Here is a 14,079-nt window from a genome sequence, read left to right as displayed (position 1 = left end):
TACTTCGTTGAACGCAGGTCAACCACGTTAGACTGTGTTCATGGAAGCAATGGAACTTAACGGCGGTCGATTCTATTTACGGCCCCTGCATGATGACGATAGGATCGACGACCGACCCGCCCTCGCCCACATTACCGACGACCCCGCTGAGCTGATCGCGGTGGCCCGGGAGGGGTGGGCGTCGGAAAGCATGTTCACTTGGGCGGTATGCGAACAAACAAACGTTGAAATGCTGGCGCTGGCCGTGTTTGACGGCACGGTGAAGGTGACCCCGATTGGGGACCCACAACGAATCCTCCCCAACGACCCGGTACTGCCGCAGAAGACTGTGGCCGATGCCGTGGTTGCTGGGGAGGAGACGGTTACTCGCTGGTCGGAGAGCTTTTTTTAGTCGATCGTGGTGGGCACCTTGCGCTGCTCGACGCCGTTGTACGCGGACAGCGGGCGGATCAGGGAATTGCTCTCATTCTGCTCGATAATGTGTGCGGTCCAGCCGGTGATGCGGGACATTACGAACAGCGGGGTAAAGAATTCAACCTCGAAGCCGAGCAGGTGGTAGGCCGGGCCGGACGGGAAGTCCAGGTTCGGCTTGATGCCCGTGCGCTCGTCCATGGCGGCGGCCATTTCCTCGTACATCTTGACCCACTTGGCGCCGTCGTGCTTCTCGGCGAGTTCGCGGAAGGCGGCCTCCATGGTGGGAACGCGGGAATCGCCACGCTTGTACACGCGGTGGCCGAAGCCCATAATGAGTCGCTTGTTGTCCAACGCGTTATTGACCCATTCGCGCGCCTTTTCGGGATCGCCGATCTCCAGCATCGTGTGCATCACGGCCTCGTTGGCGCCGCCATGCAGCGGGCCCTTCAGGGCGCCGATCGCAGCGGTCACCGCAGAATAGGTGTCCGACATCGTGGAGGTGACCACCCGGGCGGTAAAGGTGGAGGCGTTAAAGGAGTGCTCGGCGTAGAGGATCATCGACTTGTCGAACGCCTCAACATCCGCGCGATCGCACACACCTTCGCCAAAGACCATATCGAGGAAGTTTTCGGAAAAGCCCTTCGTGGTGGAAGGCTCGACAAAGTCCTGGCCGCGGCGGCGCCGGATGTCCAGCGCGACGATCGTGGGCAATTTTGCCATCAATTCCAGCGAGGAACGGCGAATGTGATCCGAATCCTTGGTGTATGCCTCCGGGTCCTGGGCGCCAATATAGGAAATGGCGGAACGCAGCACGTCCATGGGGTGGCAGGACAGCGGCATCGAGCGAACCATATCAATCAAACCGCGATCAATTCGGCGCAGTGCCTTTTCCCGGATGGAGAAGCGGCGCAATTCGTCCGGGCTGGGAAGTTCCCCATTCCACATCAAGTAAGCCACTTCTTCAAACGAGCAATAGCGGGCGAGCTCCTGAACCGGGTATCCGCGGTAGGTCAGGGAGTTCGTTTCGGGGACCACTTTGGAAACGGCGGTGTAATCAACAACAACGCCATTGAGGCCCTTGTGAATTTCAGTCATTTAATTTTCCTTCCTATACGTGAAGATCTCTTGGTCGAACACATTGAATTCGGAATAGCGGAGCAATTCATACAGCCGGGAACGGTGCTGCATGCGGTCGATCCACCCGGTCTGGGTGCCGGTTTCGGCAATTTCTTCGAGCGCCGCTTCAACCTGGCCCATGGCGATGCGCAGGGTGGTTACGGGGAAGATCACCGCGTTGTAGCCGATGGATTCCAGGGTTTGGGCGGGAATCAGTTCGGATTTGCCGAACTCGGTCATATTCGCGAGCAGCGGGGTATCCACCGCCTGGCGGAACTTCTCAAAATCGGCTTCGGTTCTTAAGGCCTCGGTAAAGATCAGGTCCGCGCCGGCCTCGGCGTATGCCTTGGCGCGGTCGATAGCGGCGTCGATCCCCTCGATGCCGGCGGCGTCCGTTCTCGCACAAATGATGAAATTCTCATCGCGTCGTGCGCTCACGGCGGCGCCTAGGCGACGCACCATATCTTCGATCGGCACCACGGCCTTGCCGTCGAGGTGTCCGCAACGTTTGGGGTTAACCTGATCCTCGAGGTGGCACCCGGCAACGCCAGCATCTTCCAGCTCAGACACCGTTCGGGCGGCGCTCATCGGCTCGCCGAACCCGGTGTCCGCGTCCACGAGGACGGGCAATTCCGTGACCCGAGCGATCTGCCGGGAACGGCCCGCGACCTCCGTGAGGGTGGTCAGGCCGATATCCGGCAGCGCCAAATCTGCGGCAACGACCGCACCGGATACGTACACACCTTCGAAACCTGCCTCGGCTATCGCGCGGGCAACCAGCGGGGAAAACGCCCCGGGGAGCCGCTGAATCTTGCCCGAGTTAAGGCCCGCACGAAATGCTTTTCTGCGCTCGCGCGCATCACCCGACGAGAACATGTTTGTCATAGCAGCCCCTGCGGGGTGTTCGGCGCTTGGTTGAGCACCTCTTCGGAAAGTTCAATATTGAGTTCCCCGAGGTCATCAAGGGTTTCAATATTGGTCACTGCGGCGAGGAAGCGATCTTGTTCCGCCGGTGCCACGATCCCCTCGGCCAACGTGCGGAACTTCTCTTCGTACTGCGGGCGAGCGAACGGGCGTGCGCCGAGGGGGTGGGCGTCGGCAATCGCGAGTTCGTCGGAGATTACGGTGCCATCCTTGAGGCGCACCTCGGCGCGGCAGCCGAACGCCTTTTCGTTGGGATCTTCGGCATGGTAGCGGCGGGTCCACTCCGGGTCCTCGACGGTACGAATCTTGTGCCACAATTCAATGGTTTCGGGGCGGTGCGCACGTTCGGAAGCATACGAGCGCTCGTGATGCCACGAACCGTCTTCAAGGGCGACGGCGAAAATGTACATAATCGAGTGGTCGAGCGTTTCGCGCGTCGCATCGGGATCGAATTTCTGGGGGTCGTTCGAACCGGTGCCAATGACGTAATGCGTGTGATGGCTGGTGTGCAAAATGATCTCTTCAATTTGCGTGAGATCACCAATCTTGTCGCGCATGCGTCGCGCCAAATCAATCGGGGCTTGAGATTGATATTCGGCGGAATGCTCCTTGGTAAAGGTGTCAAGGATCGCGCGCTTTTCCTCGCCTTCCGCAGGCAATGGAATCGTATACTTGTGGTCGGGGCCGGACAGCAGCCAAGCGATCACGCCGTCTTCGCCCTCCCAGATCGGGGACGGCGCGCCCTCGCCACGCATCGCGCGGTCCACGGCCTCGATGCCCATCTTCCCGGCGAACGCCGGTGCGAACGCCTTCCAAGAGGAGATCGCGCCCTTGCGGGACTGGCGGGTGGCGGTGGTGGTGTGCAGCGCCTGGCCAACCGCCTGATAGATCACGTCCACCGGCAGTTTCAGCATGGTGCCAAGGCCGGCCGCTACCGACGGGCCAAGGTGCGCCACGTGGTCGATCTTGTGTTCGTGCAGGCACATGCCGCGAACAAGGTCAACCTGAATCTCGTAAGCGGTGGCAAGGCCACGGATCAAATCGGTGCCGGAAGCCTTCACATGCTGCGCCACGGCCACCAGCGCCGGGATATTGTCGCCTGGGTGCGAGTATTCCGCAGCCAAAAACGTATCGTGGAAATCCAGCTCGCGGACCGCCACGCCATTTGCAAACGCCGCCCATTCGGCCGAGTAGTTTCCGCTAATACCGAAAACTTTTGCGCCATTGGCTGATACTGGATGGGCCTCAGCCTGACGGCGCGCAACCGTGACGGGGCGTCGTAAAACAGACGCCGCAGACACCGCGGCGTTATCGATGATGCGGTTGCAAATCATCTCCTTTGTATCCGCGGGTACCGCTACCGGGTCCGCAGCTACTTTCGCAATTTTGTACGCCAGGTGTTCGGCGATGGGGAAATCCTCCGCCGAGCGGTGCGTACGAACAATGTGTTGCTCCATTCAGTCTGCTCCTCACAAAGGTGCTCAACCCCCCAATTTGGAGGGTGATATCGGACGAACAAAACTGACCGTATAAGCTTTTTGAAGTGTGCAAAGGCTTGTGTGAGATGCAAAAATATGCGTCCATATTCGGCGATTTTGCGGAATTTGCGTAACTCGCTGGTCGTCGAAAAAACGGAAAGGAAAGCGGCCATGGAAAAGCTCTATGCGGGGGCAAGGATTCGGACGCTGCGGCGCACGCTTGGGCTGACCCAGACGGCAATGGCGAAGCAAGCGAACCTCTCGACCAGTTACCTCAACCAACTTGAAAACGATCAACGCCCGCTCACGGCCACGGTTTTAATGTCGTTTACCAAGGCTTTTTCCCTCGATTCGACATACTTCTCCCCGGACGTCAACGCGCGTTTCGTGGCCGATCTGCAGGAGGCATTTACCTCGGCGGGCCTGACGAATATCCGCATCGATGAATTGCATGACCTAGCGAACCGCTACCCCGAACTTGCGCGGGGCGTCGTCCATCTTGCGCATTCGCTTGCCGATGCTGCCGCCACAAGCCAAGCTTCCACAGACTTTGCAGGAATCCCCTCCGTACCCCTGCAAACTACCCCTGAGTATGTTCCTAAGGCTTGGAACACGAACGCCTTTGAAAACGTCCGGGACTTTTTCTACGAGCGCCGAAACCACATTCCCGAGCTCGATGAACTCGCCGAAGAGTTCGCCAGCACGCTCGGCGGACCCGGGCTGCGGGTGACCAGGCTGACGGCGGCGTTGGACACGCACCACCAAGTGTCTGTTCGATACAAGGCGCATCAGGATGGTCCGCGGCGTATTTACACAAACCGGCAGGTGCGCCTGCGTTACGACCTCACCGAGGCCCAGCAATGCTTCGAACTTGCACTTCAATGGTGCTTTTTGGAGCACAGCGAACTTTTGCAAAACTTATCGGCGGACCCCTCCCTCTCCCCCGAAGCGCAGGCATTGGCCAGGGTCGGGCTGGCGCAATATTTCGCCGCCGCCGTGGTCATGCCGTATACCGAGTTTTTAAATATGGCGCATCAGACCGCCTACGATATCGATCGCATTCGCGCGCACTTTGGCACGGGATTCGAAACTACTTGCCACCGGCTTTCAACGCTTCAGCGCAATAAGCAACAAGGCGTGCCGTTCTTTTTTATCCGCACCGACAGGGCGGGAAATATCTCCAAACGCCAATCCGCCACGTCGTTTCACTTTTCCCGCTCCGGCGGCGCGTGCCCTAAGTGGGTTGTGCACCGCGCGTTCGAAACGCCCGGCCAAATCGTCCGCCAGCTCGCCCAAATGCCGGACGGTCGAACATATCTTTGGATCGCTCGCACGGTTACGGGCCCATCGCGCGGCTTTGGCACCAGCCCCACGCAATTCGCCATCGGTCTCGGCTGCGACCTAGAGCAGGCGCGCAACCTTGTCTATTCCCAGGGGCTCACGATTTCTCCCGACGCCGCGACCCCGATCGGCGCCGGTTGTCGGATTTGCCCCCGCGCCACCTGCCACCAACGAGCCTTCCCCGCCACCGGCTACGCGCTGGAGATAGATGAAAACATCTCCCCCGATATCCCGTACCGTCCGCACATAGATTCGGAACAGGATCCTATGTCATAGCCGCCCCAGCCGCGGCGAACCCCCGCACCCCCAGCCGGCGGGAAAGCACCCTCCCCGCCCGCCGGCCCGGGAGCCCTACAACCTACTTGATCACCAGCAGCAGGTCACCGCCTTCGACCTTTGTCGGCTGCGTAAGCACCACGCGTTCGACGGTCCCGGATACCGGGGCGGTAATGGTGGCTTCCATCTTCATGGCTTCGATGATCGCCACGGGCTGCCCGGTTTCCACAACGGCCCCGACTTCGGCGGTGACGGAAACAACGCCGGCGAACGGCGCCGCCACATGGCCGGCCACGCTGGTATCTGCCTTTTCGGCGGAAGCGGTGACGGATTCCACCGATTGGTCGCGCACCCGCATGGGCCGGATCTGCCCGTTCACGTTACAGATCAGCGTGCGCATGCCCTTTTCATCGGGCTCGGAGATAGCGTCCAAACGCACCAGCATATGGGTGGAATCGCCGAGGTCAATAAAGGTTTCTTTGCCTTCGACCAGACCGTAGAAGAATTCGCGGTCAGTCAGCACGGAAGTATGGCCGAACCTGCGCCGGTGTTCCACGAATTCGGCGGCGGGCTTGGGGAACATCAGCCGGTTGAGCGCCCCGCGCCGCGCGCTTGCCACCCCGGATTTCAGGGCTTCTTCTTCCTCTTCCGGCACCGTGACGCTGGGCTTCATCGCGGGCCGGCCTTCCAAGGCCCGGGTGCGCAGCGGTTCGGGCCAACCCCCGGGCGGCGTGCCCAATTCGCCGTTGAGGAAGGCGATCACGGAGTCGGGGATATCGTATTTCTGCGGGTCGGCGGCGAAGTCGGCGGGGTCCACCCCGGCACCGACGAGGTGCAGCGCAAGGTCGCCGACCACCTTGGAGGAAGGCGTGACCTTGGTGGGCCGCCCCAGCATGTCATTGACGGCTGCGTAGTAGTCTTCGATGAGTTCGAAGCGATCCGCCAGGCCGAGCGCCACGGCCTGCGCGCGCAGGTTGGATAGCTGCCCGCCGGGGATTTCGTGCCGGTAGACGCGCCCGGTCGGCCCGGGTGTACCGGACTCAAAGGGGGCGTACATTTGGCGCACGGCTTCCCAATAGGGTTCCATATCGCTGACGGCGTCGAGGGAGATGCCGGTGTCGCGCGGGGTATTGGCAAAGGCCGCCACGATCGCGGATAGCGAAGGCTGGGAGGTGGTCCCGGAGAGCGGCGCGGAGGCACCATCCACGGCGTCGGCACCGGCGTTGGCGGCGGCGAGGTAGGTTGCCAATTGGCCGCCGGCGGTGTCGTGGGTGTGCACGTGGACGGGGAGATCGAATTCCTTCCGCAGCGCCGTGACCAGTTTCCCAGCGGCGGCGGGCCGCAGCAGCCCGGCCATGTCTTTGATGGCCAGGATATGCGCCCCGGATTCGACGATTTGTTCGGCGAGATTGAGGTAGTAGTCCAGCGTGTAAAGCTTTTCGCCCGGGTCGGCGAGGTTTCCGGAATACGCCATGGCTACCTCGGCGACACTGGTACCGGTTTCGAGCACAGCTTCGATTGCCGGACGCATCTGACTCACGTCGTTGAGGGCGTCAAAGATGCGGAAGATATCCACGCCGCTGCGGGCCGCTTCCTGCACGAAGGCACGGCACACGGAATCGGGGTACGGGGTGTAGCCCACGGCGTTGCGACCGCGCAGCAGCATTTGGATATTGATGTTCGGCATTGCGCGCCGCAATTCGTCCAAACGTTCCCATGGATCTTCGTGCAGGAAGCGCAGCGCCACATCGTAGGTTGCCCCACCCCACGCCTCGACGGAGAGCAGCTCGGGGGTGAGGTGGGACACGTGGCGCGCGGCGTCGACAAGCGCCGAGGAGCGCACGCGGGTGGCAAGCAGCGATTGGTGTGCGTCGCGGAAAGTAGTGTCCGTCACGGCAAGGGCGGTTTGGCGCCGCAGCGCTTCCGCAAATCGTTTCGGACCAAGGTCGCGCAGCTTATCGCGGGAGCCACGGCGCAGTGGCGGCAACTCAGGCAGCTTATCGACGGCCGCCCCTACCGCAGGCGGTGCGCCATGCGGGCGGTTCACGGTCACATCGGCGAGGTAGTCGAGGATCCGCCCCGACTCATCATCGGCGGGTGAGGCGGAGAGCAACCAGGGGTGGTCGGCGATAAAGGAGGTGGAAACCCGCTGGCCAGTAAAGTCCGGCTCGCGGAGCAGGGCGCGCAGGAAGCCGATATTGGTGGCCACGCCGGAGACGTAGAATTCGGCCAAGGCGCGTTGGGCGCGGATCACCGCACCCTTGAAATCGGCGCCGCGGCAGGTCATCTTTACCAGCATGGAATCGAAGTGCGCGGTGATCTCGCCGCCGAGCTGCGCGGCACCATCCAATCGAACACCTGCGCCACCCGGGCTGCGGTATGCGGTGACCACGCCGGTATCGGGGCGGAAGCCATTGCCGGGATCCTCGGTGGTGATGCGGCATTGCAGCGCGGCGCCCTCGGTGTGGATCTTGTCCTGGGTGAGCCCGAGCTCGGCGAGGGTGGCGCCGGCGGCGAGCCGCATCTGTGCCTTGACCAGGTCCACGCCGGTGACCTCTTCGGTGACCGTGTGTTCGACTTGGATGCGGGGGTTCATCTCAATAAACACGTGGTTGCCGTTTTCATCGACAAGGAATTCCACGGTGCCCGCGCCGGTGTATCCGATCTCTTTGCAGAACTTCACTGCATCGTTACAGATACGCTCGCGCAATGCCGGGTCCAGGTGCTGAGCGGGGGCGATTTCCACTACTTTTTGGTGGCGCCGCTGCACCGAGCAATCACGTTCGAATAGGTGGATTACCTCGCCGGTATTATCACCGAGGATCTGCACCTCGATGTGCTGCGGGTTCATTACCGCGCGCTCGATATATACGCGGGCGTCGCCAAAGGCGCTGAGCGCTTCGCGGGAGGCCTCGGCAGCCAGGTGCGGCAGGTCTTCCGGGGTGGGGATAAAGCGCATGCCGCGCCCGCCGCCACCGGCCACGGCCTTGACAAACAGCGGGTAGGTTTGGCCCTCGGCATACTTGACCAGCTCTTCCACATTGGCGCTGGGTTCGGAATCCTCCAGGGTGGGCAATCCGGCCTGGCGCGCCGCGGTCACGGCCGCGGACTTATCGCCGGTGAGTTCGAGGACCTCCGGGGATGGGCCGATAAAGGTGATCCCATGCTCTGCGCATTCGCGGGCAAAGTGGGCGTTTTCGGAAAGGAAGCCGTAGCCGGGGTAAATGGCGTCCGCACCTGCCTCTTGGGCGGCACGCAGGATCTCATCGATATCCAAATACGCCTTTACCGGGGAACCTTCCGCGCCAATTCGGTGCGCCTCGGAGGCCATGGAGCGGTGGAATGAATTTCGGTCTTCTTGTGGAAAGACAGCAACGGTCTTCGCGCCAATTTCGTAGGCGGCGCGGAATGCACGAACTGCGATCTCGCCGCGGTTAGCAACAAGTATCTTCGCAAAGGTTGCAAGTTTAGGTTTTTTGGTCACGGCTCTGCCTTTACAATGGGTGAATACGTGAGTTCGGTCACTAGAATATCAATTCTATGCCACAAATCTCGCGAACTTAGACAAAGTGACCCACTGCGTGAATTTTTCACTTCCACACCCCAAAAATTCACAACTTTCACCCCCTGCATTGGTTTTCGCACAACTGCCCCCGGCCGCGAAATGCAGGGGGCAGCGAACCGGGGTTAACCGAGGTCGTCGTGCTGAACCAATTGCCGTGCGGCCTCCGTAATAGAACCGGAAAGCGTCGGATACACCGCAAAGGTATTGGCCAAATCCTCCACGGTGAGATTATTGTTAATGGCCACCGCAATGGGGAGGATCAATTCGGAAGCCGTCGGCGCGACCACCACACCGCCGATAACCAAGCCGGAATTGCGGCGGCAGAATAGCTTGACAAAGCCGTGGCGCAGGGAACGCATCTTGGCGCGCGCATTGGTGGCCAATGGCAACACCGCAACGCGGGCGGAAACCTCGCCGGATTCCACCTGGGCGTGCGTAACCCCCACGGCGGCGATCTCGGGGCGCGTAAACACGGCGGTGGCCACGGTCTTTAACCGGATCGGAGTCACACCCTCGCCGAGCGCATGGTACATGGCGATGCGGCCCTGCATGGCGGCGACGGAAGCCAGCGGGAACACATTGGTGCAATCGCCCGCGGCATACACGCCGGCCACCGAGGTGCGCGAGACGCGATCCACCTTGATATGGCCGGACGGGGTCAGTTCCACCCCGACCTTTTCCAAGCCCAGGTTTTCGGTGTTGGGGACGGAACCCACCGTCATCAATGCGTGGGAGCCGTGGATCTCGCGGCCGTCGGTAGTCCGCACGACGACGCCGTCCTCGGTGCGCGTCACGGCATCCACACGCGCGTGCTTTTCCAGAGCGACGCCGCGTTCCGCGAGCACCGTTTCCAGCACGTCCGCCGCGTCCGCATCGTCGTGCGGCAGGATGCGATCGCGGGAGGCCACCATGGTCACCTTAACGCCCAATTCTGCGAACGCGGATACGAATTCCGCGCCGGTCACGCCGGAACCCACCACCACGAGGTGTTCGGGCAATTCCTTGATGTCATATACCTGGCGCCAGTTTAAAATCCGGTCGCCATCGGGTTCGCAATTGGGCAGCACGCGCGGGGAGGCGCCGGTGGCCAACAACACAAGGTCGCATTCGAGGGTTTCTTCGTGCCCGTCATTATGGGTGACGCGCACATAGTGGGTGGTTTGTTTCGCCTTGTAATCATCAAACACCGCGCGGCCATTGATCACCTTTACCCCGGCGCGATCCATTTGGCCCCACACGTCGGCGGATTGGGCGCGGGCGAGTTCTTTCACGCGAGCGTTCACGGCGTCGAGATGCAGGTGCGCCTCCCCCACGGAAGCGTCCAAACCCATATCGTCGGCGCGGCGCAAGTCCGTTTTGATGGAAGTCGCGGAGATAAAAGATTTCGAGGGCACGCAGTCATAGATCACCGCCGAACCGCCCAGCCCCTGGTCTTCCACCAACGTAATATCGGCACCGTATTTGGCGCCTGCGAGTGCAGCCTCGTAGCCAGCGGGCCCACCGCCGATAATGACGATTCGTTGAGTCAAAGCGAGTCCTTTATTTGGTGTGCATTCGGGAAAGTCAAAGATGGCTCACAGTCTATCCGCATGCAGCACCGAAGCAAACAGCTTGACCCCCACGTCAATACAGTTTTCATCAACAATCAAGTCGGCCTGGTGCAAGTCATACTCCACGTTTGTTTTGCACCCGAGACGCGCCATGCAACCAGGGATTTCCTGCAGATACCAGGAGAAATCCTCACCCCCCGAGGATTGCAGCGCCTCCACCACACGGAATGGCGAATGATCGATTAACAAATGGGTGGCAATGGGGTCATTTACCACCGGCGGAATACCCCGCGTGTAGTCAATATCGTAACTACACCCGGTGGGGGCAAGGATGTGTCCTATCAGCTCCTCCAGGAGGGGTTGGATGGATAGCCACACGTCCACCGAGGCGGTGCGCAACGTCCCCGAAACCGAACCCATTTGCGGAATGGCGTTCGCCGCATTCCCGGCATGGATGCTGCCGAACACAAGTACGGTTCCAGTGCGGGGGTCCACGCGGCGGGAAAGCAATGCGGGCAGCTGGGTAACCAGCGAAGACAAGGCGAACACAACATCGTTTGTCAGCTGCGGGCGGGAGGTGTGCCCGCCGGGGCCGTATACGTTTACGGTCAGGATATCCGCGGCGGAGGTGATGGCCCCGGCGCGGACCCCGATGGTCCCGGTCTCCAGGGCGGGTTCGCAGTGCACGGCATAGATTTTTTCAATGCCTTTAATGCCGCCCCAGGCAATCACGTCCGGCGCGCCGCCGTACATCACCTCCTCCGCCGGCTGGAAGATCACCCGCACGTCCACCGGCTCCGGGTATTCCGATAGCGCGCAAGCTATGGCCAGCGCAATGGTGGTGTGCACGTCGTGTCCGCAGGCGTGCATCACGCCGGGGTTCTGCGAGCTGAAGGGTAGTCCGGTTTCCTCTTCGATAGGCAGGGCGTCGATATCCCCGCGGAAGGCGATGCGCGGCGTGCCAATATCTACCATCAACCCCGTTGTGGGGAACAGGTGCGGCTCCAGCCCGTAGCCACGCAAAATGCCTGCAATATAGGCGGTGGTACCGTGTTCTTGGTGTGATAATTCGGGGTAAGCATGCAGGTAACGACGCCACGAGAGCACTTCATCCCGATTCTTATCTAGCCACCGGTCGATGTGCGAGCGGATGTTCACATTATTCCTTTCCCTGGCGAGCCTGCTTGGACCCATCCTATTATCAGGCCATGACCCAGTTAACGTTCGGCACCGCTGGTTTACGCGCCCCGGTCGGCCCCGGCCCCGGTCAGATGAACGTGAAGCAGGTTGCCCGCACCACCGCCGGCGTGGCGACGTGGCTTGCGCAACGTTCCGCCCGATTGCACCTTCAGCACGCGCCGCTGGAGTCCGTGGCGCTCCACAAAGACGACGGCCCGCTGCAGGTAGTCGTGGGTTTCGACGCCCGCTATGGCTCTCACACCTTTGCCACCACCGCGGCGGAGGTCCTCGCCGGCGCCGGGGTTGAAGTGCTTTTGCTACCTACCCCCACACCTACCCCATTGATCCCGTGGCTTATCCGCGACCGCAAGTGTGACGCGGGCATTCAGATCACGGCGTCGCAAAACCCTGCGACGGACAATGGCTACAAAGTTTACGATTCCGACGGCCGCCAAATCACCACCGAAGACGCACACGCTATCGAAGCCGCGATCGCCGAGGTGGGGCAGGTTCCGCGGGTGACCGTACGGCCGGGCGCGGACCAGCTGCGGCGCTACCTCGACGAGGTGGTGGACCTGGTGAATCCGGCTGCGGATCTGCTGCGGATCAATAATGAACGCGCCGCCTGCCGAGTCGTATACACGGCCATGCATGGCGTCGGCGGCCGCGCGCTGCACCACGCGCTGCAGGCCAGCGGATTCGCACTGAGTTTCCCCGTGGAGGAGCAGCAGCATCCGGACCCCACCTTCCCCACCGTGCGCTTCCCCAATCCGGAGGAGCCGGAGGCCGTGGAAATGCTGCTGGCCACCGCGGCGGAGGTGGAGGCGGACGTGCTGGTCGCCCTCGACCCGGATGCGGACAGGTGTGCGGTCGGCTACCGGCGCGGCACCGAGTACATCATGCTGCGTGGCGACGAACTGGGTCCCCTGCTTGCCCACCGCCTCGTGCCGCCCGGCGGCGTCGTGGCCACCACCGTGGTTTCCTCCCAATTGCTCAAGAAAATGGCGGAGCGCCGGGGTTGGGGTTATTGCGAAACTTTGACCGGTTTCAAGAACCTGTCCCGCGCGCATCCCGATCTTGTGTTCGCCTACGAGGAAGCGGTGGGTACCTCGCCCGCCCCGCAGCTGGTGCCGGATAAAGACGGCATCGCCACCGCCTTGATCGCCTGCGCCTGGGCCGCCGAGCTCAAGGCATTGGGGCGCACCCTGGGCGACGAATTGGACTCCCTGCACCGCGAATTCGGCGTTCACCTGGGCACACAGGTGCCGGTGCGCACCACCGCTCCACAGGCGTTTGTCGACGCCCTGCTCAACTCCCCGCCCACGGAACTCGCCGGCTTGCCCGCCACGCTCACCATGTTGCCCGCCGGTCAAGGGCTCGTATTTACGTGCGAATGGGAAGAGGGAACGCTGCGGTTGATCGCACGCGCTTCCGGAACGGAACGCAAGGCCAAACTGTATCTGGAAGTGGTAAGCCCATCGCGGCGGGCAGCGGAACGCGCCCTCGCGGAACTACGCAAGGACGCGGAGGAACTGGCTGCGAGCCACTAGAGGTCGATATTGCGGGGGCCGTAAAGGCGGTCGCCCGCATCCCCCAAACCGGGCACGATATAGGCGTCCTCGTTGAGGGCGGGGTCGATGGTGGCGGTGACCAACCTCACGGGATAGCCGGAATCGGCGAGCGCATCCACGCCCGGCTGGGCGGACACCATGCACACGGCGGTGATGTCCGTGGCGCCCCGCTCGTGCAACAGCCGAACCGCATGTAGGAGCGAACCGCCGGTGGCGAGCATGGGGTCCACCACGAACACCGGCTGGCCGGTCAGGTCGGGCGGCAGCGCCTCAAGGTACGGGACCGGCTGGTGGGTTTTCTCATCGCGGGCGAGCCCGATAAACCCCACCTGAGCATCGGGGATCATTTTCAGAGCGGGGTCGATCATGCCCAACCCGGCGCGGATCACGGGCACGATGATCGGCGGGTTTTTAAGCCGCGTACCCTGCGCCACGCCCACCGGGGTCTGCACGTCAAAGTGTTCGACGGGCAGATCGCGGGAGGCTTCGTAGATCAGCATGGTGCCAAGGTCTGCAAGCGCGGCCCGAAACACCGTGTTATCGCTGCGGGAATCCCGCATGATGGTTAAGCGAGACGCCGCGAGCGGATGATTAACAAGGGTGATCTGCATACCCCCAATCGTAGCCCTCAGGGAACCGGGGGCCGCTTGTGAGCGTCCAAGAAA

10 protein-coding genes are annotated in these 14,079 nt (G+C 61.8%); 3 read left to right on the top strand and 7 right to left on the bottom strand.

Features of this window, described 5'->3' with window-relative positions; all coding sequences use genetic code 11:
- Nucleotides 1-40: 40 nt before the first annotated feature.
- The gene (locus CCANI_RS02680) at nucleotides 41-391 is read left to right on the top strand and encodes a hypothetical protein (RefSeq protein ID WP_146324719.1); all 351 of its coding nucleotides are present in this window, start codon (nucleotides 41-43) and stop codon (nucleotides 389-391) included.
- On the opposite strand, the gene CCANI_RS02675 is transcribed toward CCANI_RS02680, so the two are convergent.
- The 3 genes from CCANI_RS02675 to prpD are packed head-to-tail and all read right to left on the bottom strand — an operon-like array spanning nucleotide 388 to nucleotide 3,911.
- Nucleotides 388-1,509, bottom strand: coding sequence for a bifunctional 2-methylcitrate synthase/citrate synthase (locus CCANI_RS02675; protein ID WP_146324720.1), 1,122 nt, complete (start codon nucleotides 1,507-1,509; stop codon nucleotides 388-390). The two genes, CCANI_RS02680 and CCANI_RS02675, sit on opposite strands and share 4 nt — an antisense overlap.
- Entirely contained in the window at nucleotides 1,510-2,415 is a 906-nt protein-coding gene (prpB, locus tag CCANI_RS02670) for a methylisocitrate lyase (RefSeq protein WP_186750298.1), read from the bottom strand.
- Nucleotides 2,412-3,911 (bottom strand): 2-methylcitrate dehydratase PrpD, encoded by a 1,500-nt coding sequence (gene prpD / locus CCANI_RS02665; protein ID WP_146324721.1) that lies wholly within the window; start codon nucleotides 3,909-3,911, stop codon nucleotides 2,412-2,414. Before prpD ends, prpB begins: the two co-directional genes overlap by 4 nt.
- Nucleotides 3,912-4,103: 192 nt before the next feature.
- Here prpD and CCANI_RS02660 point away from each other — a divergent pair, with 192 nt between their 5' ends.
- Nucleotides 4,104-5,549, top strand: coding sequence for a short-chain fatty acyl-CoA regulator family protein (locus CCANI_RS02660; protein ID WP_146324722.1), 1,446 nt, complete (start codon nucleotides 4,104-4,106; stop codon nucleotides 5,547-5,549).
- A gap of 82 nt (nucleotides 5,550-5,631) precedes the next feature.
- Here CCANI_RS02660 and CCANI_RS02655 read toward each other — a convergent pair whose 3' ends face one another.
- From CCANI_RS02655 to CCANI_RS02645, 3 genes are all read right to left on the bottom strand, one after another.
- Nucleotides 5,632-9,033 carry a pyruvate carboxylase gene (locus tag CCANI_RS02655; RefSeq protein WP_146324723.1) on the bottom strand — a complete coding sequence of 1,134 codons (3,402 nt, stop codon included), beginning with the start codon at nucleotides 9,031-9,033 and terminating at the stop codon, nucleotides 5,632-5,634.
- A gap of 203 nt (nucleotides 9,034-9,236) precedes the next feature.
- Complete coding sequence (locus tag CCANI_RS02650; protein ID WP_146324724.1) at nucleotides 9,237-10,643, bottom strand: NAD(P)H-quinone dehydrogenase; 1,407 nt, start codon at nucleotides 10,641-10,643, stop codon at nucleotides 9,237-9,239.
- Nucleotides 10,644-10,688: 45 nt separating this feature from the next.
- The gene (locus CCANI_RS02645; RefSeq protein ID WP_246118242.1) at nucleotides 10,689-11,822 is read right to left on the bottom strand and encodes an amidohydrolase; all 1,134 of its coding nucleotides are present in this window, start codon (nucleotides 11,820-11,822) and stop codon (nucleotides 10,689-10,691) included.
- A gap of 50 nt (nucleotides 11,823-11,872) precedes the next feature.
- Between CCANI_RS02645 and CCANI_RS02640 the strand changes: the two genes are divergently transcribed.
- Complete coding sequence (locus CCANI_RS02640; protein ID WP_146324726.1) at nucleotides 11,873-13,393, top strand: phospho-sugar mutase; 1,521 nt, start codon at nucleotides 11,873-11,875, stop codon at nucleotides 13,391-13,393.
- Here the strand turns inward: CCANI_RS02640 and upp are convergent.
- Nucleotides 13,390-14,025 carry a uracil phosphoribosyltransferase gene (gene upp / locus CCANI_RS02635; RefSeq protein WP_146324727.1) on the bottom strand — a complete coding sequence of 212 codons (636 nt, stop codon included), beginning with the start codon at nucleotides 14,023-14,025 and terminating at the stop codon, nucleotides 13,390-13,392. The genes CCANI_RS02640 and upp overlap by 4 nt on opposite strands.
- Between the last annotated feature and the right edge of the window lie 54 nt (nucleotides 14,026-14,079).

Source organism: Corynebacterium canis (genome assembly GCF_030408595.1).
In the GTDB taxonomy this organism is placed as follows: domain Bacteria; phylum Actinomycetota; class Actinomycetes; order Mycobacteriales; family Mycobacteriaceae; genus Corynebacterium; species Corynebacterium canis.
Note: the sequence above shows the minus strand (reverse complement) of the source record. Positions and strands in the feature narration are given on the sequence as shown.

Excerpts from the sequence above, each read along its gene's own strand:
- CCANI_RS02675 (WP_146324720.1), bottom strand. The coding sequence starts at position 1,509 with ATGACTGAAATTCACAAGGGCCTCAATGGCGTTGTTGTTGATTACACC.
- CCANI_RS02640 (WP_146324726.1), top strand. The coding sequence starts at position 11,873 with ATGACCCAGTTAACGTTCGGCACCGCTGGTTTACGCGCCCCGGTCGGC.
- upp (WP_146324727.1), bottom strand. The coding sequence starts at position 14,025 with ATGCAGATCACCCTTGTTAATCATCCGCTCGCGGCGTCTCGCTTAACC.
- prpD (WP_146324721.1), bottom strand. The coding sequence starts at position 3,911 with ATGGAGCAACACATTGTTCGTACGCACCGCTCGGCGGAGGATTTCCCC.
- CCANI_RS02660 (WP_146324722.1), top strand. The coding sequence starts at position 4,104 with ATGGAAAAGCTCTATGCGGGGGCAAGGATTCGGACGCTGCGGCGCACG.
- prpB (WP_186750298.1), bottom strand. The coding sequence starts at position 2,415 with ATGACAAACATGTTCTCGTCGGGTGATGCGCGCGAGCGCAGAAAAGCA.
- CCANI_RS02680 (WP_146324719.1), top strand. The coding sequence starts at position 41 with ATGGAAGCAATGGAACTTAACGGCGGTCGATTCTATTTACGGCCCCTG.